The sequence below is a fragment of the Burkholderia sp. 9779_493 genome (assembly GCF_015712215.1).
Taxonomy (GTDB): domain Bacteria; phylum Pseudomonadota; class Gammaproteobacteria; order Burkholderiales; family Burkholderiaceae; genus Burkholderia; species Burkholderia cenocepacia.
On sequence record NZ_JACCQA010000049.1, the window covers coordinates 22,292 to 40,809 of the forward strand.

At 68.3% G+C, this 18,518-nt stretch carries 16 protein-coding genes; 9 read left to right on the plus strand and 7 right to left on the minus strand.

Annotation, left to right across the window (positions count from 1 at the left end):
* Positions 1-56 precede the first annotated feature (56 nt).
* On the plus strand, positions 57-1,184 hold the full coding sequence (locus tag H0X95_RS32150) for a porin (RefSeq protein WP_006496058.1): 1,128 nt from the start codon (positions 57-59) through the stop codon (positions 1,182-1,184).
* A gap of 182 nt (positions 1,185-1,366) precedes the next feature.
* Positions 1,367-2,062 (plus strand): histidine utilization repressor, encoded by a 696-nt coding sequence (gene hutC / locus H0X95_RS32155; RefSeq protein WP_006482530.1) that lies wholly within the window; start codon positions 1,367-1,369, stop codon positions 2,060-2,062.
* Between the two features lie 15 nt (positions 2,063-2,077).
* On the opposite strand, the gene H0X95_RS32160 is transcribed toward hutC, so the two are convergent.
* A complete protein-coding gene (locus H0X95_RS32160) occupies positions 2,078-3,319 on the minus strand; it encodes a glycosyltransferase (RefSeq protein ID WP_059722508.1) in 1,242 nt (413 codons plus the stop codon).
* A gap of 94 nt (positions 3,320-3,413) precedes the next feature.
* Here H0X95_RS32160 and H0X95_RS32165 point away from each other — a divergent pair, with 94 nt between their 5' ends.
* Together H0X95_RS32165 and H0X95_RS32170 are read left to right on the plus strand one after the other, a co-directional pair.
* Positions 3,414-4,034: a TetR/AcrR family transcriptional regulator gene (locus H0X95_RS32165; protein ID WP_006482520.1), complete on the plus strand. Its 621-nt coding sequence runs from the start codon at positions 3,414-3,416 to the stop codon at positions 4,032-4,034.
* Between the two features lie 184 nt (positions 4,035-4,218).
* Positions 4,219-4,572, plus strand: a complete 354-nt coding sequence (locus H0X95_RS32170; RefSeq protein WP_006482519.1) for a hypothetical protein — start codon at positions 4,219-4,221, stop codon at positions 4,570-4,572.
* Between the two features lie 40 nt (positions 4,573-4,612).
* Here H0X95_RS32170 and H0X95_RS32175 read toward each other — a convergent pair whose 3' ends face one another.
* The 4 genes from H0X95_RS32175 to H0X95_RS32190 all read right to left on the minus strand — a co-directional run bounded on the left by H0X95_RS32175 (position 4,613) and on the right by H0X95_RS32190 (position 8,757).
* Positions 4,613-5,422, minus strand: a complete 810-nt coding sequence (locus H0X95_RS32175; RefSeq protein ID WP_059722507.1) for an alpha/beta fold hydrolase — start codon at positions 5,420-5,422, stop codon at positions 4,613-4,615.
* A gap of 109 nt (positions 5,423-5,531) precedes the next feature.
* A complete protein-coding gene (locus tag H0X95_RS32180) occupies positions 5,532-6,449 on the minus strand; it encodes a LysR family transcriptional regulator (protein WP_006482538.1) in 918 nt (305 codons plus the stop codon).
* Positions 6,450-6,713: 264 nt separating this feature from the next.
* Positions 6,714-6,959, minus strand: coding sequence for a DUF3717 domain-containing protein (locus H0X95_RS32185; protein ID WP_006482527.1), 246 nt, complete (start codon positions 6,957-6,959; stop codon positions 6,714-6,716).
* A gap of 262 nt (positions 6,960-7,221) precedes the next feature.
* Positions 7,222-8,757: an amino acid permease gene (locus H0X95_RS32190; RefSeq protein ID WP_006496062.1), complete on the minus strand. Its 1,536-nt coding sequence runs from the start codon at positions 8,755-8,757 to the stop codon at positions 7,222-7,224.
* A 585-nt stretch (positions 8,758-9,342) separates the two neighbouring features.
* Between H0X95_RS32190 and H0X95_RS32195 the strand changes: the two genes are divergently transcribed.
* The 4 genes from H0X95_RS32195 to H0X95_RS32210 all read left to right on the plus strand — a co-directional run bounded on the left by H0X95_RS32195 (position 9,343) and on the right by H0X95_RS32210 (position 14,480).
* Positions 9,343-10,875: a sensor domain-containing diguanylate cyclase gene (locus H0X95_RS32195; protein WP_006491554.1), complete on the plus strand. Its 1,533-nt coding sequence runs from the start codon at positions 9,343-9,345 to the stop codon at positions 10,873-10,875.
* Between the two features lie 162 nt (positions 10,876-11,037).
* Positions 11,038-12,108: an FUSC family protein gene (locus H0X95_RS32200; protein WP_012493157.1), complete on the plus strand. Its 1,071-nt coding sequence runs from the start codon at positions 11,038-11,040 to the stop codon at positions 12,106-12,108.
* 319 nt (positions 12,109-12,427) lie between these two features.
* Entirely contained in the window at positions 12,428-13,765 is a 1,338-nt protein-coding gene (argG, locus tag H0X95_RS32205) for an argininosuccinate synthase (RefSeq protein ID WP_006496064.1), read from the plus strand.
* A gap of 217 nt (positions 13,766-13,982) precedes the next feature.
* Positions 13,983-14,480, plus strand: a complete 498-nt coding sequence (locus tag H0X95_RS32210; protein ID WP_034202686.1) for a shikimate kinase — start codon at positions 13,983-13,985, stop codon at positions 14,478-14,480.
* 149 nt (positions 14,481-14,629) lie between these two features.
* Here the strand turns inward: H0X95_RS32210 and H0X95_RS32215 are convergent, their stop codons facing one another.
* Positions 14,630-15,940, minus strand: a complete 1,311-nt coding sequence (locus H0X95_RS32215; RefSeq protein WP_059722505.1) for an MFS transporter — start codon at positions 15,938-15,940, stop codon at positions 14,630-14,632.
* 176 nt (positions 15,941-16,116) lie between these two features.
* Positions 16,117-17,199 carry a tartrate dehydrogenase gene (locus tag H0X95_RS32220; RefSeq protein ID WP_059722503.1) on the minus strand — a complete coding sequence of 361 codons (1,083 nt, stop codon included), beginning with the start codon at positions 17,197-17,199 and terminating at the stop codon, positions 16,117-16,119.
* Between the two features lie 108 nt (positions 17,200-17,307).
* Between H0X95_RS32220 and H0X95_RS32225 the strand changes: the two genes are divergently transcribed.
* Entirely contained in the window at positions 17,308-18,228 is a 921-nt protein-coding gene (locus H0X95_RS32225) for a LysR substrate-binding domain-containing protein (RefSeq protein ID WP_006490478.1), read from the plus strand.
* Positions 18,229-18,518: the final 290 nt, after the last annotated feature.

An 18,518-nucleotide genomic window follows, 5' to 3' on the forward strand; every position in this document is an offset into this window, starting at 1 on the left:
TCCGCGCGGCGGATCGCCGTTCCCGTCGCAACGGGCCTTTCCAGGAAACACACGCAATGAAAAAAGCAGTCGTCGGTACCCTCTCGCTCGCATGCTTCGGCGCCGTCGCGCATGCGCAAAGCAGCGTCACGCTCTACGGGATGCTGGATGCCGGTATCGCCTATACGAACAACCAGTCGGGCAAAAGCGCGTGGCAGCAAGGCAGCGGCCTGCTGTCGAATACGGTCTTCGGGCTGAGCGGCAACGAGGATCTCGGCGGCGGCCTGCATGCGCTGTTCCGGCTCGAAAGCGGCTTCAACCTGAACAACGGCACGCAGTCCTATCGAAACACGCTGTTCGGTCGCCGCGCGTACGTCGGCCTGCAGAGCGATCGATACGGCGCGCTGACGCTCGGCCGCCAGTACGACGCCGTGGTCGACTATCTCGGCCCGCTCGCGATGGCGAACAACGGCGACGGCAACAACCTCGCGTCGCATCCGTTCGACAACGACAACCTCGACGATTCGTTCTACATCGACAACGCGGTGAAATACACGAGCCCGACACTCGCGGGCTGGCAGTTCGGCGGCCTGTACGGGTTCGGCAACGCGGCCGGCGGCTTCGCGAACAACCGCGCATACAGCGCGGGCGTGTCGTATGCGAACGGGCCGGTCAGCGTCGGCGCCGCGTACCTGCAGCTCGATCGCGGCGGCCTGACGGCCGGCGGCGCACTGTCGACCAACGACGCGCCGAACTTCCCGGCCGTCCGGCAGCGCGTGATGGGCGCCGGCGGCAGCTACGCGTTCGACCGGCTGACGATCGGCGCGGTGTGGACGCACGCGATGTTCGACGAAACGGCCGCGTCGTCGCTGCCGGGCGCGCTGAACGCGCTGCGCTTCGACAACTACGAGATCAACGCGCGCTATGCGCTGACGCCGGCGGTTTCGTTCGCCGGTGCCTATACGTTCACCGACGGCCGTTACGACGACGCAACCGGCAGCCACCGGCCGAAGTGGCACCAGGTGACGCTGATGGCCGACTACGCGCTGAGCAAGCGCACCGACGTGTATGCGGAAACCGTGTATCAGCACCAGTTCGGCGTGCCGACGGGCGCGACGCTCGGGTTCGCGAACGTCACGGGCGTCGCGGCTTCGTCGACCCGCACGCAGGTGGTCGCGACGGTCGGCATCCGGCATCGGTTCTGACCGCAAGCGAGCCGTCGCAGGCCGGCCGCTCTGTGCAATCCCGCATGGACGCGCGCCGGCCGAACAGGGATCATTCGGGGAATCCGGGCCGGCGCGCCCGCGAAACCGGTACACTCGGCGCCGGGCGCGCGCCGGATCGGCATTCGGCGGCGGCCCGCCGCCGACCCAGAAATCGTGATCCCATGACCACACCGATCTATCAGGAAATCAAGGACTTCATCCTCGCGCGCATTCATGCCGGCGAATGGGCGGAAGGCGACCAGGTGCCGTCGGAGAACGAGCTCGCACGCGAATTCAACGTCGCGCGGATGACCGTCAACCGCGCGCTGCGCGAGCTGACGGCCGAACAGGTGCTCACGCGCACGCGCGGCTCCGGCACGTATGTCGCGTCACCGAAATACGAATCGACGCTGGTCGCGATCCGCAGCATCTCCGACGAAGTCGCCGCGCGCGGCCACGGCTATCGCGCGCAGGTGCTGCAGGTCGGCGCGGCCGTCGCCGATGCGAAGCTCGCCGACGAACTGCGGCTCGACACCGGCAGCCCGATCTTCCATTCGCGCGTGCTGCATTTCGAGAACGACACGCCCGTGCAACTCGAGGAACGCTGGGTCAATCCGGCCTGCGCGCCCGAATACGCGTTGCAGGACTTCACGACGACGACGCCGAACCAGTACCTGACGCGCGTCGCGCCGCTGCAGCGCGTCGAATACCGGATCGAGGCCGCGATGCCCGATGCCGAAACGCGCCGCCACCTGACGATGGACGATCGCGAGCCGTGCCTGCTGCTGCATCGGCGCACGTGGTCGCAGGGGCTGGTCGCGTCGATCGCGAATCTGTGGCACCCGGGCAGCCGCTACCGTTTCACCGGGCATTTCTGATGCCGCGGCGCGCGCTTACCTCGCGCGCGGTCGCGCCCATCGTTCGATCGCACTGACGGCCCGCTGCAATCCCTCCTCCTGCGCGATGCGCGTGCCGAGCGCCGCCGCACGCGCCTTCGTCTCGCCGCGTTCGGCAAACGCGATCGCCCGTGCCAGCGCGGCCGCCTCCACGCGCCGCCCCGCGACCGGCGCATCCGCGACACCGAGCCGTTGCAGCCGGTTCGCCCAGAAGAACTGATCGCCCGCGAACGGCACGACCACCGACGGAATGCCGGCCCGCGCCGCCGAATGCGTGGTGCCCGACCCGCCGTGATGCATCGCCATCGCGACGCGCGGGAACAGCCAGTCGTGCGGCGTGTCGCCGATCACGCGAATGTGCGCCGGCAGCAGCGACGCATCGATGCCGCTCCAGCCCGGATAGAACAGCGCGCGCCGGCCGGCCAGCGCCTGCGTCAGCGCGGCGGCCAGCGCCGCCCGATCGAAGCCGGCCATGCTGCCGAACCCGATGTACACGGGCGGCTCGCCCGCGTCGAGAAACGCCGACAGTTCGGGCGGCGGCGTCCACGCACGCGCGTCGACCCGCCACTGGCCGCAGGCGTGCACGTTCGCCGGCCAGTCGGCCGGACTGGACAGCAGCGCCGGCGACACGCCGTACAGCATCGGATGATCGGTCCACACGTGCTTGCGCGGCGGCAATCCGCAGACGCTGGCGCGCGCCGCATTGGTCGACTTCCTGAACGCGTGCCACAGCAGCGCATTCACGAGCCGATGGCTCGTGCGATTCAGCCAGCGCGGCAGCTTCCCCGGCGGCAGGAACGGCGACGCGAATTCGGCGGTCGGCGTGATCGGGATCATGCCCGTGCCGATCGCCGGTATGCGGCGATACTCGGCGACCGACAGCCCGACGAACGACGCGAGGCCCGACACGAGCAGCGCATCGCACCCGGCCGACGCGTCCGCGACTTCTTGCATCCATGCGGCCGTGTTCGCATTCGCGATCGCCGCGAGCGCCTTCGACGTATCGTTGAAGCCGCCGCGCCCGCGCACCGCATCGGCCAGCGCGCCTTCCGGCGCGATCGCGCGACGGATATCGCCGGACAGCGGCGCCGACGGCACGCCGAGCGCGGCGGCCGAGCCGAGCGTCGCCGCGTCGGCCAGCAGCCGGACGTCGTGGCCGGCATCCAGCAGCGCGCGACCGAGCGCCGCGAGCGGACGCGTGTCGCCTTCGGTGCCGTAGGTGGCGATGACGAGTTTCATGCGGGGCTCCTCGTGCACGGCGGAAAAGGTTGGATTCAAAAAAGTGCACGTCGTATACTAATGCAATCCGCACACTTTCAGTCAATCCCCTGCCATGACGACTCCGACCGACGATCCGGGCCGCCGCGCGCGCAAACGCATCCAGATGCTCGCGCATCTCGCCGCGACCGGCGCGCGCCTGTTCGATGCGCACGGCTACGATGCCGTCACGATGGAGCAGATCGCCGCGCAGGCCGATGTCGCGAAACGCACGCTGTACAACCACTTTCCGACGAAGGAAGCCGTGCTCGCGCACTGGCTCGAAGGCGAACTCGCGCGCGATCTCGCGCATCTGCAGCACGACGTCGCGCGGCGCAAGACCTTTGCGTCGCGCATCGGCTGCGTGCTCGACGCGTCGGCCGCCTGGTGCGAGCACCATCCGGCGTACCTGCTCGCGTACCTGCGGCACCGCTTCCTGAGCATCGGCGCAGCCGAACCGGCGCGTGCGGGAGAGAACGGCAGCGACATCGCATGGGTGTGGCAGCAACTGATCGCCGCCGGGCAGCAGGCCGGCGAACTGAACGCCGCGCTGCGGGCCGATCAGCTCGCGACCTGGTTCCATCACCTGTATCTCGCGGCGATGCTGCGCTGGCTGACCGTGCCGGGGCTGTCGCTGAAACGGGAGTTTCAGTCGGTCGCGAAGCTGTTCATCGAAGGCGCGGAAGCGAAACGGTGACGCAGCCAACGCGTCGCGTGGCACACACATTGTTACAACGAACCCACACTTCGCATGCCAAATTTCCCGCGCAGCAGTATGCTGATGTCGTACGGCTGCGCACTGCGCATCGGGTAATCCCGTCGTTTGCACGCGACACGCGCCGCCGTCGCGACCGCAATCATGCGTTGCAAGGAGGGTTGTGATGGCTACCACGCATCAGCACTTCCACCTCGAACTACGGCACGCCACCGCGCCGACCTACTTCATCAGTTACCTGTTCCCTGCGTTGCTGTTCGTCTACGAACTGCTGCGCGTCGGCCAGTGGATCCGCGATCACGGGATGCAATTCGTCGCGTTCAAGCAGATGGGCTACGAGTATCTGCTGATGCTGCTGTTCGTCGGGCTGCAGATCGTCGTCGAGGCGATCTTCCTGCTCGGCGCCGCGATGCGCAAGGATCATCGCGATTTCGAGCACCGCTTGCCGAACGTGATTCTCGGCATCGGGCTTTCGATCGTACTGCTGGCGATCGATCTCGCGATCCAGCTTTCGTTCTGACCACCGGCGGGCAGGCGCCCGCCGGCGAGGGCGAGCGCGCTCAGGCGAGCGCGTCGCGCAGGCACGTCGCGACGGCGGCCAGCACGTCGTCGGTCCGCTCGCGGTGCGGCAGGTGTCCGCAGCGGGCAAGCAACAGGAACGACGACGGCCCCGCGACGCGCGCGGCGATCCGCTTCGGATGCACGTCCGACCCGTATTCGTCGTCTTCGCCGTGAATCGCGAGCGTCGCGCACTGCACGCGCGGCAGGTCGTCGTCGAGATTCCAGTCGCGAAACGTCGGCGACAGCCACGTGTCGACCCACGCGCGCAGCACCCATTCGGCCTTGTCGCCGTGATAGCGCGCGAGCCGGTCGAGTTGACCCGGCTCGTCGAACTGCCGCCCCGCGTCGCGAATGCCGGCCAGCGTGCGATCCTCGACGAACGCCTGCGCGGCGACGGTCACGAGCGCACGACACCGCTCAGGGTACGCGGCCGCACAGCCGACCGCCATCCCGCCGCCGACGCTGTGCCCGAACGCGACGAACGCGTCGACGCCAAGCTGCTCGAGTACCGCGGCGAACGCACGGTCGGCTTCGTCGCGCACGAACGTCGTGCCAAGCATGCCCGGATGCCGATCGGAACGGCCGAAACCGAGACGGTCGTACGCGATCACGTCGCGCTGCGTCGCGCGGGCGAGCTGCGCGGGGAAGTCGCGCCACAGGTCGACGCAGCCGAGCGAATCGTGCAGCAGCACGATCGGCGCGGCCGGCCCAGGCGCCGCCGCGGGCTGCGCCGGCCCCGCACGCCAGCGTTTCGCAAAGAGACGCCCTTGCGGCGTCTCGACGGTCGTCTCGGTCAGGATATCGGTCATGTGTCGGTCGTCTGCATGAAAGCGGCCGCGCGTCGGCGGCCGCATCGAATGCGCGCATGGTGGCCCGCCGGCGCGCGCAGCGTCAAGCAAGCCCCTACGGCCCGCGCGCTCATTCGGGCTGCGGCGGCAGATATTCCATCCGCGCCTCGTCGTACAGCCGGTAGATCAGCGCCTGCATCGCGCGGATGTCCTCCGATTCGTCGAGCGCGCGCATGCTCATGATGATCGGCGACACGAGGTTCGGATCGTCGAGCGGCTTGTAGCTGATGTCGTCGCGCTTGAGCCCGTACACGCTGTGCGGCACGACCGACACGCCCTCGCCCATCGCGACGAGGCCGAGCGCGATCTGCAACTCGCGCGTCTCGTAGATCCGGCGCGGTTGCAGCGCCCGATCGTGAAAGGCCGCGAGCACCTGGTCCGCGTAGCTCGGGCGCGGCGCCTTCGGAAAGATGATCAGCGTGTCGTTGACGAGATCGTGCAGCGACAGCACCGGTTTCGCGCTGTCGAGCACATGGCCGACCGGCAGCGCGACGATCATCCGCTCCTCGCGCAGCACGACGCGCCGCACGCTCGGGTCCTCATGGCGGATGCGCCCGAACCCGACGTCGATGCGCCCTTCCTTGAGCGCCTTGATCTGGTCCATCGTCGACATCTCGTGCAGGCTCAGCTCGACGGCCGGATATTCGCTGCGAAAGCGCCGGATGATCTTCGGCAGCATCCCGTACAGCGTCGAGCCGACGAAACCGACCGACATGCTGCGCTCGATCTTGCCGACCCGCTTCGTCATCGATTCGAGTTCGGTCGTCTGCGCGAGCAGTTGCACCGCGTGCGAATAGAAGAAGCGTCCGGCATCGGTCAGCTTCAGCGGCCGCGCGTTGCGCTCGAACAGCGGCACGCCGAGCGCCTCCTCGAGCTGCTGGATCTGCCGGCTCAGCGGCGGTTGCGCGATATGCAGCCGTTCCGCCGCCCGCGTGAAATTCCGCTCCTCGGCCACCGCGACGAAGTAGCGGAGATGTCTCAACTCCATGTTCGAATCCTCCCGGGACAGGCAACGGACGCTCACCCGGCACCGCGCGAACGGCGCCCGCACCGCTCACCCTCGCCGGCTATCCGTACCGGCCTCCTCGATCGCCTGCTTCCTGATCCCGTCACGATACCTCAGCCGGCGCCGATCCCGGCGCAAGCAGCGTCGTGCTCGCGGCGACGCGCGGGGCTGCGCAAAGCAAAACGGGAAGCCGCGAGGCTTCCCGTTCGTTCACCGACGCCGCACGGCGGCATCGTGTCGACCGCATCACCCCTCGGTCGCGTACAGCGCATCGCGCTGCTCGTGGCTCAGCGAGTCGAGCGGCACGTCCGGCAACTGATAGCAGATCATCGTGCCGTACAGCTCGGCCAGGCAGTTGCTGCCGGCGTCGAGCGCGTAGCCGTCCTCGCCGTCCGGCGCCGGCGGGTACACTTCGCGCCACGCGTTGATCGCGGCTTCGATTCGCACGATGGAAACGGGTCCGGCCTTCCGCTCGGCGGGTGATGCGCTCATGGATTCCTCTGGGTTGCGCGCTCCGCGGGCCGTGCCGGCCCGGCGGGAGCGATGAAAACGCCGGGCCGCTCGCCGGCCGCCGCGCGGCGCGCGCCGGATGCCGATCCGCGCCGCGCCTGTCGCGCCGGCCGGGCCGTGGCCCGGTAGGGTCGGGCAATATAACCGGCTTTGACCCCGTGCAGGCAAAAGCCGGGCAAAAAAAACGGGAAGCGCGCGGCTTCCCGTTTCGTCGACCGTCGCGCGGCCGCCTGCCGCGCCGGCCTCAGCCCGCGGTTTCGCGGTTCGCCACCGGCTGCCGCTGCGCGCCGCGATTCGCGGCGATCCACGGCGCGATCTCCATGTCCTCGTAGCGCACGAACCGGCTCTTCTTCAGGAACCGGAAGCCGAGCCACACGACGACGAACAGCGGAATGCCGACATAGGTCGCGGCCACGCCGGCCCAGTCGATCCGGTTCGCGAGGAACGCCTGGTAGTCCTGGCCGAGCGCGATCACGAGGCACAGCACGAACGCGAACAGCGGGCCGAACGGGAACCACTTCGACTGGTACGGCAACTGGTCGAGCGCATACCCCTGCTTCACGTAGCCCTTGCGGAACCGGTAGTGGCTGACCGCGATGCCGAGCCACGCGATGAAGCCCGTCATCCCGGAGGTGTTCAGCAGCCACAGGTACACGGTCTTGTCGCCGTACAGCGACGTGAAGAAGCACAGCGCGCCGACGGCGGTGGTCGCGTACAGCGCGTTGCGCGGCACGCCGCCCGGCGACAGCTTCGCGAACACCTTCGGCGCGCGGCCTTCGGTCGCGAGGTTGTAGAGCATCCGCGTGGACGCGTACATGCCCGAGTTGCCGGCCGACAGCACGGCCGTCAGGATCACCGCGTTCATCACGCCGGCCGCGAAGGCCAGGCCCGCGTGACGGAACACGAGCGTGAACGGGCTCACGCCGATGTCGGTCACGTCCGTCTTCAGCAGGTTCGGGTCGGTATACGGAATCAGCACGCCGATCACGAAGATCGCGAACACGTAGAACAGCAGGATGCGCCAGAACACCTGGCGCACCGCGCGCGGGATCGTCGTACGCGGGTTTTCCGATTCGCCGGCCGCGACGCCGATCAGCTCGGTGCCCTGGAACGAGAAGCCCGCGATCATCGCGACGCCCATCAGCGCCGGCAGGCCGCCCGCGAACGGTGCGTCGCCGATCGTCAGGTTGCCCCAGCCGTTGGCCGGCGCGCCCTTCAGAATGCCGAAGATCATCAGCAGCCCGACGCCGATGAACGCGACCACGGTGACGACCTTGATCAGCGCGAACCAGTATTCGGCTTCGCCGAAACCGCGCACGGTGAGCGCATTGAGCAGGAACATCACGCCGAGGAACGCCGCGCTCCACCACACGCCCGGCACGTCCGGAAACCAGTAGTGCATCACGAGCTGCGCGGCGACGAGCTCGACCGCGATCGTCACCGCCCAGTTGTACCAGTAGTTCCAGCCGAGCGCGAAGCCGAAGCCTTCATCGACGTATTTCGCGCCGTAGGTCGCGAACGAGCCCGACACCGGCATGAACGCGGCCATCTCGCCGAGGCTCGTCATCAGGAAGTAGACCATCAGGCCGATCAGCATGTACGCGACCATCGCGCCGCCGGGGCCGGCCTGCGAGATCGACGCGCCGGACGCGACGAACAGGCCCGTGCCGATCGAGCCGCCGATGGCGATCATCGTCAGGTGGCGCGCCTTCAGCGCGCGATGAAGCTTGGGTGGGTTCGCGGGCGAACCGGGTTGGTCGGAATTCGGAATTGCGGACATAAACGAGACGAACGTTGAGCGGGCCGGCATCCGTAGCCGGCGCATGCGGAATCGGAGCGCGGCGCGCGTCCTGCGATGCATTCGATGCGGCCCCGATACGCGTTGCGCGGCGGGCGCCTGCGGCGAAGCGCGGATTCTACCTGATTCGATACGGGGACAGCTGAGGTGGCCCCGCCCGCCACCCGCCGGAGATTTCGCGGAATCAACGGGTTGGCCGCGTCGGCGCGGCCACGGTCGCACGTCGTTGCAAAAGACCCCGATTACGAACGGGTCATTCGATATTCGTTTTTCCCGGTCACGACCTAATCCTGTCCCGATCCGCCAAATACCGCGGCAATACGCAAAATCGACCGATCAATACACCATTAATCAGACAAAAAGCCCGACACTGGTCATTGATTCAAATCAAATCGCCCGCGCGCCATGCGGTAATGATGCGTAACCGTTTCGAATCGCCGTATCCGCATGCATGTTTTGCATGCGCACGCGAAATTCAGGAATTCGCGGGATAATGACGCTTAATTCGAAATAATCTGCGCGCGGAACCGCAACGACGCGACCAGCCGCCACCCGCCACCCCCGAGGATGAAGTCATTCCCGCTGCCCGCCACGCTGCGCCGCCATACCGCGTCGGTCGTGGCACGCATTCTGTCGCCCCGCGGCGTACTCGTGGCGGGCATCGTCCTGCTGATGTTCAGTTGGGGACTTTCCACGTCGCTATTAATCGAGGCGCGCCGCGACGCGTATGACCATGCGGTCGAAAATGCGCGCAACCTGATGCTGCTGATCGAACGCGATATCGCGCGCAATATCGAACTCTACGATTTGTCATTACAAAACGTCGTCGACGGCGTGGCCGATCCGGAACTGATGACATTGCCGCCGCGCCAGCGCCACCGGCTGCTGTTCGACCGCGCGGCCACCGGCGCCTATCTCGGCTCCATTTTCGTGATGGATGCGCACGGCAATATCGCGATCGATTCGAGCGCATCGCCCGCGCGACAAGGCAATTTCGCCGACCGCGACTATTTCGCCGTGCACCGCGACCGGCTCGTCCCCGGCCTCTACATCAGCCGGCCGTACGCGTCGCGGCTGCGCGGCGGCGCGCTGACGATCGCGCTGAGCCGCCGGATCAACCGGCCCGACGGCACGTTCGCCGGGATCGTCGTCGGCACGCTCAGCATCGACTACTTCCGCGCGCTGCTCGACGGCCTCGCGGTCGGCCGGCACGGCAGCGCGGCGATCGTCGAGGACAACGGCACGCTCGTGTCGCGCCTGCCGTACGACACGCGGGTGGTGGGCCTCGACCTGCACGACTCGCCGCTGTTCGTCGACGCGCAGCGCAGCCGCGACGGCGAGCTGAGCGGGGTCGGCGCCATCGACGGCGTGCGGCGCGTCTATGTTTACAAGCATCTCGCCGGGCTGCCGCTGATCGTCGACGTCGCGCCCGCCGAGATCGACATCTATGCGTCGTGGCAGCACCGCGCGGTGTGGACCGTCGTGCTGATGAGCCTGTTCACGGCGTTCATCGCGTGGGGCTCGCTCGCGCTGTCGCGCGAGCTGAAGCGCCGGCAGGACGCGGAATCGAAGCTGTACCGGCTCGCGCACACCGATTCGCTGACGGGCCTCGACAACCGCGGCACGTTCGATGCGGTGCTCGCGAAGGAAGCCCAGCGCGCGTCGCGCAGCGGCCGCCCGTTGTCCGTGCTGTTCGTCGACGTCGATCACTTCAAGGCGTTCAACGACTACTACGGCCACCCGGCCGGCGACGACGTGCTGCGCCAGGTCGCGCAATCGCTGTCGCGCTGCCTGCGCCGCGACAGCGATCACGTCGCGCGCTACGGCGGCGAGGAATTCGTCGTCACGCTGCCCGACACCGACGCGCCAGGCGCGGCGACCGTCGCCGAAGGCATCCGGCGCGCGATCGCGGGGCTCGGGATCGAACACGTGAAAAGCCCGTACGGGCGCGTCACGGCCAGCATCGGCACGGCCACCGCCGCCGACGGCCGGATGAACGCCGCGACGCTGCTGCGGCGCGCCGACGAGGCGCTGTACCGCGCGAAGTCCGGCGGCCGCAACCGCGTGCTGGACGCACTGTCGAGCGCGGCCGACGCGTGACGCGAGGTGCGCCGTGACCTGACGCGGCCGCCGGTCGCCCGGCCCGTCGGCGCCGCCGTGGACAGCCCGCGCGCGTTCGGCTAGCGTTACGTCAGCTGCGCAGGCGGCGCGGCGCCGGCCCGCGCGGGCCGCCGTGCGCGTCCCGGCCCCCTCGACTCCGTCATGACCGCCCCGCTCCCGACCCGACTGCCGCCGCTCGTGCGCCACGCGCTCCGCCCGCTGCTCGACCCGTATCGCCGCTACCGGCACGCGAAGCTGATCCATGCGGCGCGCGTCGCGCTCGCGATTCTCGTGTCGATCGCGCTGTCCACCGGCCTGCGCGTGCCGCACGGCGAATGGTCGACGATCACCGTGCTGATCGTCGTCGGCGGGCTGCAACATCACGGCAACATCCGCAAGAAGGCAGCCGAGCGCGCGCTCGGCACGTCGATCGGCGCACTGGCGGGGCTCGGGCTGATCCTCCTCTACTCGTTCCTGCACGCGCCGTTCGCGATCTACCTGCTGATGGCCGTGGGGTGCGGTATCTGCGCGTATCACGCGATCGGCAAGGCCGGCTACATCGCGCTGCTGTCGGCGATCACGATGGTGATCGTCGCCGGGCACGGCGACAACGAGATCGTCGACGGCCTGTGGCGCGCGGTGAACGTGCTGGTCGGCATCGCGATCGCGCTGGCGTTCTCGTTCGCGCTGCCGCTCTATGCGACCTACTCGTGGCGCTACAAGCTCGCCGACGCGCTGCGCGCGTGCGCGGCCGTGCATGCGCGGCTCGCGGGCGACCGCCACGTGAGCGACGACGCGCACCTGAAGGAAATGGCCGCGCTGAGCGCGCTGCTCGTGCAGTTGCGCTCGCTGATGCCGTCGGTGTCGAAGGAGTGCGAGACGTCGATGGCGCAGCTCGAGGCGATCCAGCGCAGCCTGCGCCTGTGCATCGGTTATCTGGAGATCCTGTCGAGCGCGCTGCCGGCGCGCGACGACGTGGCGGCCCGCGAATACATGCGCGTCGAGATGAAGGGCGTGAACCGGCGCATCCGCGACACGCTGGTCGGGGCGAGCCGCGCGCTCAAGTTCGGCACGCCGAGCCGGCTGGCGCCGCGCCGCCGGCCGGCCGACCCGCCGCACGACGCGCCGCCGCCGCCGTTGTCCGGCTACGTGTCGATCACGGCCAAGCTGGCCGGCGAAGTCGACCAGTTGCGCGAGCGGCTGCTCGATACCGCGCGGTCGTGGAATATCTGAGGCGCCCGCTTCACGCGCCTTTCTTTCATATGCCTTTCGGCACATCGACGCGGCGCGCCGGCGACGCTGGGCACGGCCGGCCACCGATCCGGCCCCGGAAATCCGGCCCGCGGCCGGTTCGTCCGCGCGCGTGTTCGGCGGCGATGCAACGCCGCCCCGCACGGCGTTCTCCACCCGGTTAACCGCCCGTCAGGCCCGCCGCGACAGGCGCGACGACGGTTCCGCACCAAAATCAGCCCTTGCCCCAACTTCCCGGACAGCCGATACTCGCATATTCCGCGAAATACGATCCCACCGGCTTCAATCCACGGTAATTCCTATGAGCACGATTCTCGAAAGCCTCCCGACCGGCCAGAAGGTCGGTATCGCCTTCTCCGGCGGCCTGGACACCAGCGCCGCGCTGCACTGGATGAAACTGAAGGGCGCCGTCCCGTACGCATACACGGCGAACCTCGGCCAGCCCGACGAAGACGATTACGACGCGATCCCGAAACGCGCGATCGAATACGGCGCAGCCGGCGCCCGCCTGATCGACTGCCGCGCGCAGCTCGTCGCCGAAGGCATCGCGGCGCTGCAAAGCGGCGCGTTCCATATCACGACCGCCGGCGTCACGTACTTCAACACGACGCCGATCGGCCGCGCCGTGACGGGCACGATGCTCGTCGCCGCGATGAAGGAAGACGGCGTCAACATCTGGGGCGACGGCAGCACGTACAAGGGCAACGACATCGAGCGCTTCTACCGCTACGGCCTGCTCGTGAACCCGGATCTGAAGATCTACAAGCCGTGGCTCGACCAGACGTTCATCGACGAACTCGGCGGCCGCGCCGAAATGTCCGAATTCATGAACCAGGCCGGCTTCGCGTACAAGATGTCGGCCGAGAAGGCGTATTCGACCGACTCGAACCTGCTCGGCGCGACGCACGAGGCGAAGGATCTGGAAAGCCTCGAAAGCGGCATCAAGATCGTGAACCCTATCATGGGCGTCGCGTTCTGGCGCGACGACGTGAAGATCGCCGCCGAGGAAGTGACCGTGCGCTTCGAAGCCGGCCAGCCGGTCGCGCTGAACGGCGTCGAGTTCAAGGATCAGGTCGAGCTGCTGCTCGAAGCGAACCGCATCGGCGGCCGTCACGGCCTCGGCATGAGCGACCAGATCGAGAACCGGATCATCGAGGCGAAGAGCCGCGGCATCTACGAAGCTCCGGGCCTCGCGCTGCTGTACATCGCGTACGAGCGTCTCGTCACCGGCATCCACAACGAGGACACGATCGAGCAGTACCGCGAGAACGGCCGCCGCCTCGGCCGCCTGCTGTACCAGGGCCGCTGGTTCGACCCGCAGGCGATCATGCTGCGCGAAACCGCGCAACGCTGGGTCGCCCGCGCGATCACCGGCGAAGTGAAGATCGAACTGCGCCGCGGCAACGACTACTCGATCCTGAGCACGAAGTCGCCGAACCTCACGTACCAGCCGGAACGGCTGTCGATGGAGAAGGTGGCGTCGACGTTCTCGCCGCGCGACCGGATCGGCCAGCTGACGATGCGCAACCTCGACATCACCGATACGCGCGACAAGCTGCGCGTGTATTCGCAAGTCGGGCTGCTGACGCCGGGCGAAGCGTCGGCGCTGCCGCAGATCAAGGGCGACGGCGACAAGTAAGTCGCTGCGTTCGACGCCGTGCCGCATCGCTTGCATGCGGCACGGTCGGGCAGGCTGCCGTGTGGCGCATCGTTGCGCACGCAGCCTGCCGCTTCCCCGCTCCCCGCCTGTCCGCTTTCCCTTCGTATTCGCATCCCGCCGCGTGACGCACCAACGGCACTGCGCCGCCGCGCCAGTCATGGCAAGCTGCGAGTCGTCCGATTTTCTGCGTCGACTCATGCCCCCCCTTACCGTCATCCACCTGAACGGCCCGATCAACAGCGGCAAGACGACGATCGGCCTCGCGCTCGCACGCGTGCTGCCCGACGCGCGCTTCATCGACGGCGACGATCACGATGCGCCCGAAGACGCACCGTTCGACGTGCAGTGGGCGATTGCGCTCGAACGTCTCGTCACGCGGATCGCGAACGCGCGCGAACGCCATCTGGTCATCGCCTATCCGATCGGCGAAGCGGAATTCGAACGGCTGCGCGCGGCCTGCGAGGCGCGTGATGCGCGCCTGTTCGTCGTCACGCTCGCGCCGCCCGAAGCGGTCGCGGCGTCGAATCGCGGCGCGCGCGCGTTGACCGACTGGGAGCGCAACCGGATCGCGGAGATGTATCGCGAGGGCTATGCGGCGCGGCCGTTCAGCGAGATGGTGCTGGATACGTCCGCGGCGACGCCCGACGCGTGTGCGGCGCGCATCGCGCGGCAGGTCGCGGCGACGGCCTCGTAGCGACTGCGTCCGCATGCGCCTTCCGGCCCGCACGCGAACATGCGCTGACGCTGACGTTCCGGCCAGCCGATCGCGCGCCACCGCGCACGAAGCCGGACGGATACGTCACGCACCCGTCGGGCTGCCCTGCCGCGCGCACATTGCGGCGCTCACGAGTGATGCCGCACGCCCGGCACGGCCGCTTCCCGCGCCCCTTTGCGGCTCAGCATCAGCGTGACGACCGCCGACACCGCGAGCGTGCCGGCCACCACGTACAACCCCGCCGCATATCCGCCCGTCGCATGCTTGAGCCAACCGATCGCGAACGGCCCGACGAATCCGCCGAGATTGCCGATTGAATTGATCATCGCGATCCCTGCGGCCGCGCCGGCCCCCGACAGGAACGCACTGGGCATCGCCCACAGCGGCGCCTTCGCCGCACTGATCCCGATGTTGACGACGACCAGCGCGAGCACGGTCAGCAGCGCCGTACTCGCCTGCGCCGCGAACACGAACCCGATGCACGCCAGCACACATGGAATCACGACGTGCCAGGTGCGCTCGCCGGTGCGATCCGAATGTCGCGCCCACACGATCATCGCGACCACGGCGGCAATGCTGGGGATACCGGTCAGCAGGCCCGTCTGCAACGCGGTGAAGCCGAACTGCTTGACCATCAGCGGCGCCCACAGCCCGAGCGTATAGAGCCCCGCCGACGTGCCGAAGTAGATCAGCGCGAGCGCGAGCACCCGCGGATCGCGCAGGGCCTGCCACGCACCGGCCGTGTGCCCGACGTGCGTGTGGCGCGCGTCCGCTTCCGCTTTCAGCTTCGCGATCAGCCAGTCGCGCTCGTCGGCGCGCAGCCACGCGGCCTGCGACGGCGCATCGGTCAGGCGCTTCAGCACGACGAAGCCGAGCACGACCGCCGGCAGCGCTTCGACGATGTACAGCATCTGCCAGTCGGCGAGGCCGAACATCGGCGGCATCTGCATGATCGCGCCCGACAGCGGCGAGCCGATCGCGGTCGAGATCGGCGCGGCCGCCATGAACCACGCGGCGGCCACCGCGCGCTGCTTCGCGGGGAACCACAGGCTCAGGTACAGGATGATGCCGGGGAAGAAACCGGCTTCGGCCATGCCGAGCAGGAAACGCAGCACGTAGAAGCTGGTCGGCCCGGCCGCGAACGCGGACACGGCCGACACGATGCCCCACGTGATCATCACGCGCGCGATCCAGATACGCGCGCCGACGCGGTGGAGAATCAGGTTGGACGGCACTTCGAACAGGAAGTAGCCGATGAAGAACAGGCCGCCGCCGAACCCGAACGCGGTCGGCGACAGGCCGATCGCCCGGTTCATCGTCATCGCGGCAAAGCCGACGTTGACGCGATCGAGAAAGCTGACGAAGTAAAGCAGCATCACGAACGGAATGATGCGCCACATCAGTTTCCGCGCGACGCGGGTTTCCAGATCCGCTTGCATGTGTCTCCTCCTTCGAGGTCGGACCGTGCACCATCGGTCGATGGACCGCGAGCGCCGGCCGGCGCCCGGCTCGCGTCGGATGCGCGAGTCGCGGGCAGAAAAAATGCCGAGTGAAGCGAACGGGCGGCGCGCGGCTGGCATGCGCACATGCGCGTGCCGGCCGCGCCGCGCCGCCGTCAGGCCGCCACCGCCGCGTTCGCGACGCGCTCGCAGACGGCCGCCGTCACCTGCGCGGTCGTCGCGCGGCCGCCGAGGTCGCGCGTATGCAGCGACGGGTCGGCCGTCACGGCCTCGATCGCGTGCATCACACGCGCGGCCGCTTCCGTCTCGCCGAGATGCTCAAGCAGCATCACGACCGACCAGAACGTGCCGACCGGATTCGCGAGCCCCTTGCCCATGATGTCGAATGCGGAGCCGTGGATTGGCTCGAACATCGACGGATAGCGGCGCTCGGGATCGATGTTGCCGGTCGGCGCGATGCCGAGGCTGCCCGCGAGCGCGGCGGCAAGATCGCTGAGGATGTCCGCGTGCAGGTTGGTCGCGACGATCGTGTCGAGCGACGCCGGGCGGTTGACCATGCGCGCGGTTGCCGCATCGACGAGTTCCTTGTCCCACGTCACGTCGGGAAACTCCTGTGCGATCTGCTTCGCGATCTCGTCCCACATCACCATCGCATGCCGCTGCGCATTGCTCTTCGTGATGACGGTCAGCAGCTTGCGTGGGCGCGACTGCGCGAGCCGGAATGCGAAACGCATGATGCGTTCGACGCCGGCGCGCGTGAGGATCGACACATCGGTCGCGGCCTCGATCGGATGGCCCTGGTGCACGCGGCCGCCGACGCCCGCGTATTCGCCTTCCGAGTTCTCGCGCACGATCACCCAGTTCAGGTCGTCCGGCCCGCAGCGCTTCAGCGGCGCGTCGATGCCCGGCAGGATGCGCGTCGGACGCACGTTCGCGTACTGGTCGAAGCCCTGGCAGATCTTCAGGCGCAGCCCCCACAGCGTCACGTGATCGGGCACGTCCGGGTCGCCTGCGGAGCCGAACAGGATCGCGTCCTTGCCGCGCAGCGCGTCAAGACCGTCGGCCGGCATCATCGCGCCATGCCGGCGGTAGTAATCGGCGCCCCAGTCGAAATCCTCGAACTCGAACGCGAAGCGGTCGCTGCCGCGGGCCAGCGCCTCCAGCACCTGCTTGCCAGCCGGCACCACTTCCTTGCCGATGCCGTCGCCGGGAATCGTTGCGATACGGTAGGTCTTCATGCGGACATCCTCGATTGATCGTGAGCGTGAACGCACTTTACCGAACCGGGAGTGTAGAAACTGGGGCTATACTCAAAGCATCTTTAACTTCAATTCACGAATCCCGTCATGGCGGATACCGTCCAGCCGGCCGATCTCGGCTTCTTCTCGACGCTGGCCGCGTCGGGCAGCCTGAGCGCGGCCGCGCGCGAACTCGGGCTGACCGCGGCGGCCGTCAGCAAGCGGCTCACGCAGATGGAGCGGCGCGCGGGCGTGACGCTCGTCAATCGCACGACGCGGCGAATGATGCTGACGCCCGAAGGCGACGTGTACCTCGAATACGCACGCCGGATCCTCGACCAGATGGACGAACTCGGCGAGCTGCTCGGCAGCGCGAAGCAGCGGCCGAAAGGCCTGCTGCGCGTGAATGCGACGCTCGGGTTCGGGCGCAGCCACGTCGGCCCGGCGATCTCGCGCTTCGTCGCGCGCTATCCGGAAGTGTCGGTGCAGTTGCAGCTGTCGGTGATGCCGCCACCGCTCACCGACGACGCGTTCGACGTGTGCATCCGCTTCGGCGAACCGCCCGACACGCGCGTCGTCGCGCGGCGGCTCGCGCCGAACCGCCGGCTGCTGTGCGCGGCCCCCGCGTATCTCGCGCGCCACGGGACGCCCGGCACGCCGCACGACCTGACGCGGCACAACTGCATCGGCATCCGGCAAGGCGACGAAGGTTACGGCGTGTGGCGCCTGACGAGCGGACGCGGCGCGGCCCGCCACACGGAAGCCGTGCGGATCAACGGCAACCTGACGACGAACGACGGCGAGATCGCGGTGAAGTGGGCACTCGACGGGCACGGCATCCTGATGCGCGCGGAATGGGATCTGCGCGACTATCTCGCCGACGGGCGGCTGGTCGTCGTGCTGCCGGATCATGAAACGCCGAGCGCCGACATCTATGCGGTGTATGCGCAGCGGCACCAGATGTCCGCGCGGATTCGCGCGTTCGTCGATTTTCTGGCGGAAGAATTGGGACGGCTGACGGCGATCTAGGGCGGCGGTTCCCTACCCGTGGCAGCGTACGGTTTCGGGTCGCGGCGTATCGCTGCACGGATGTTCACCTGGCCTACGCGGGCCATATTCCGGCGAGTTTCGTGCTGCGTCGCCCAACTATCGACATCCTCCGATACGTACCGGATGGCCCGCGCGTTACGCCTCGCAACCATTTGAGGACTTGCCGTCGGCATCCCGCCGTCAGGCTGCCGCGACCAGTCCGCTGTAGCGGTCGCAGGGAGCGGCGGCATCCTGCGCCGGCCGCCACCCTACCGCCCCCGCCGCCGCTC

Excerpts from the sequence above, each read along its gene's own strand:
- H0X95_RS32225 (WP_006490478.1), top strand. The coding sequence starts at position 17,308 with ATGGCGGATACCGTCCAGCCGGCCGATCTCGGCTTCTTCTCGACGCTG.
- H0X95_RS32210 (WP_034202686.1), top strand. The coding sequence starts at position 13,983 with ATGCCCCCCCTTACCGTCATCCACCTGAACGGCCCGATCAACAGCGGC.
- H0X95_RS32200 (WP_012493157.1), top strand. The coding sequence starts at position 11,038 with ATGACCGCCCCGCTCCCGACCCGACTGCCGCCGCTCGTGCGCCACGCG.
- hutC (WP_006482530.1), top strand. The coding sequence starts at position 1,367 with ATGACCACACCGATCTATCAGGAAATCAAGGACTTCATCCTCGCGCGC.
- H0X95_RS32215 (WP_059722505.1), bottom strand. The coding sequence starts at position 15,940 with ATGCAAGCGGATCTGGAAACCCGCGTCGCGCGGAAACTGATGTGGCGC.
- H0X95_RS32175 (WP_059722507.1), bottom strand. The coding sequence starts at position 5,422 with ATGACCGATATCCTGACCGAGACGACCGTCGAGACGCCGCAAGGGCGT.
- H0X95_RS32165 (WP_006482520.1), top strand. The coding sequence starts at position 3,414 with ATGACGACTCCGACCGACGATCCGGGCCGCCGCGCGCGCAAACGCATC.
- H0X95_RS32195 (WP_006491554.1), top strand. The coding sequence starts at position 9,343 with ATGAAGTCATTCCCGCTGCCCGCCACGCTGCGCCGCCATACCGCGTCG.
- H0X95_RS32170 (WP_006482519.1), top strand. The coding sequence starts at position 4,219 with ATGGCTACCACGCATCAGCACTTCCACCTCGAACTACGGCACGCCACC.
- H0X95_RS32190 (WP_006496062.1), bottom strand. The coding sequence starts at position 8,757 with ATGTCCGCAATTCCGAATTCCGACCAACCCGGTTCGCCCGCGAACCCA.
- H0X95_RS32160 (WP_059722508.1), bottom strand. The coding sequence starts at position 3,319 with ATGAAACTCGTCATCGCCACCTACGGCACCGAAGGCGACACGCGTCCG.
- H0X95_RS32185 (WP_006482527.1), bottom strand. The coding sequence starts at position 6,959 with ATGAGCGCATCACCCGCCGAGCGGAAGGCCGGACCCGTTTCCATCGTG.
- argG (WP_006496064.1), top strand. The coding sequence starts at position 12,428 with ATGAGCACGATTCTCGAAAGCCTCCCGACCGGCCAGAAGGTCGGTATC.
- H0X95_RS32150 (WP_006496058.1), top strand. The coding sequence starts at position 57 with ATGAAAAAAGCAGTCGTCGGTACCCTCTCGCTCGCATGCTTCGGCGCC.
- H0X95_RS32220 (WP_059722503.1), bottom strand. The coding sequence starts at position 17,199 with ATGAAGACCTACCGTATCGCAACGATTCCCGGCGACGGCATCGGCAAG.
- H0X95_RS32180 (WP_006482538.1), bottom strand. The coding sequence starts at position 6,449 with ATGGAGTTGAGACATCTCCGCTACTTCGTCGCGGTGGCCGAGGAGCGG.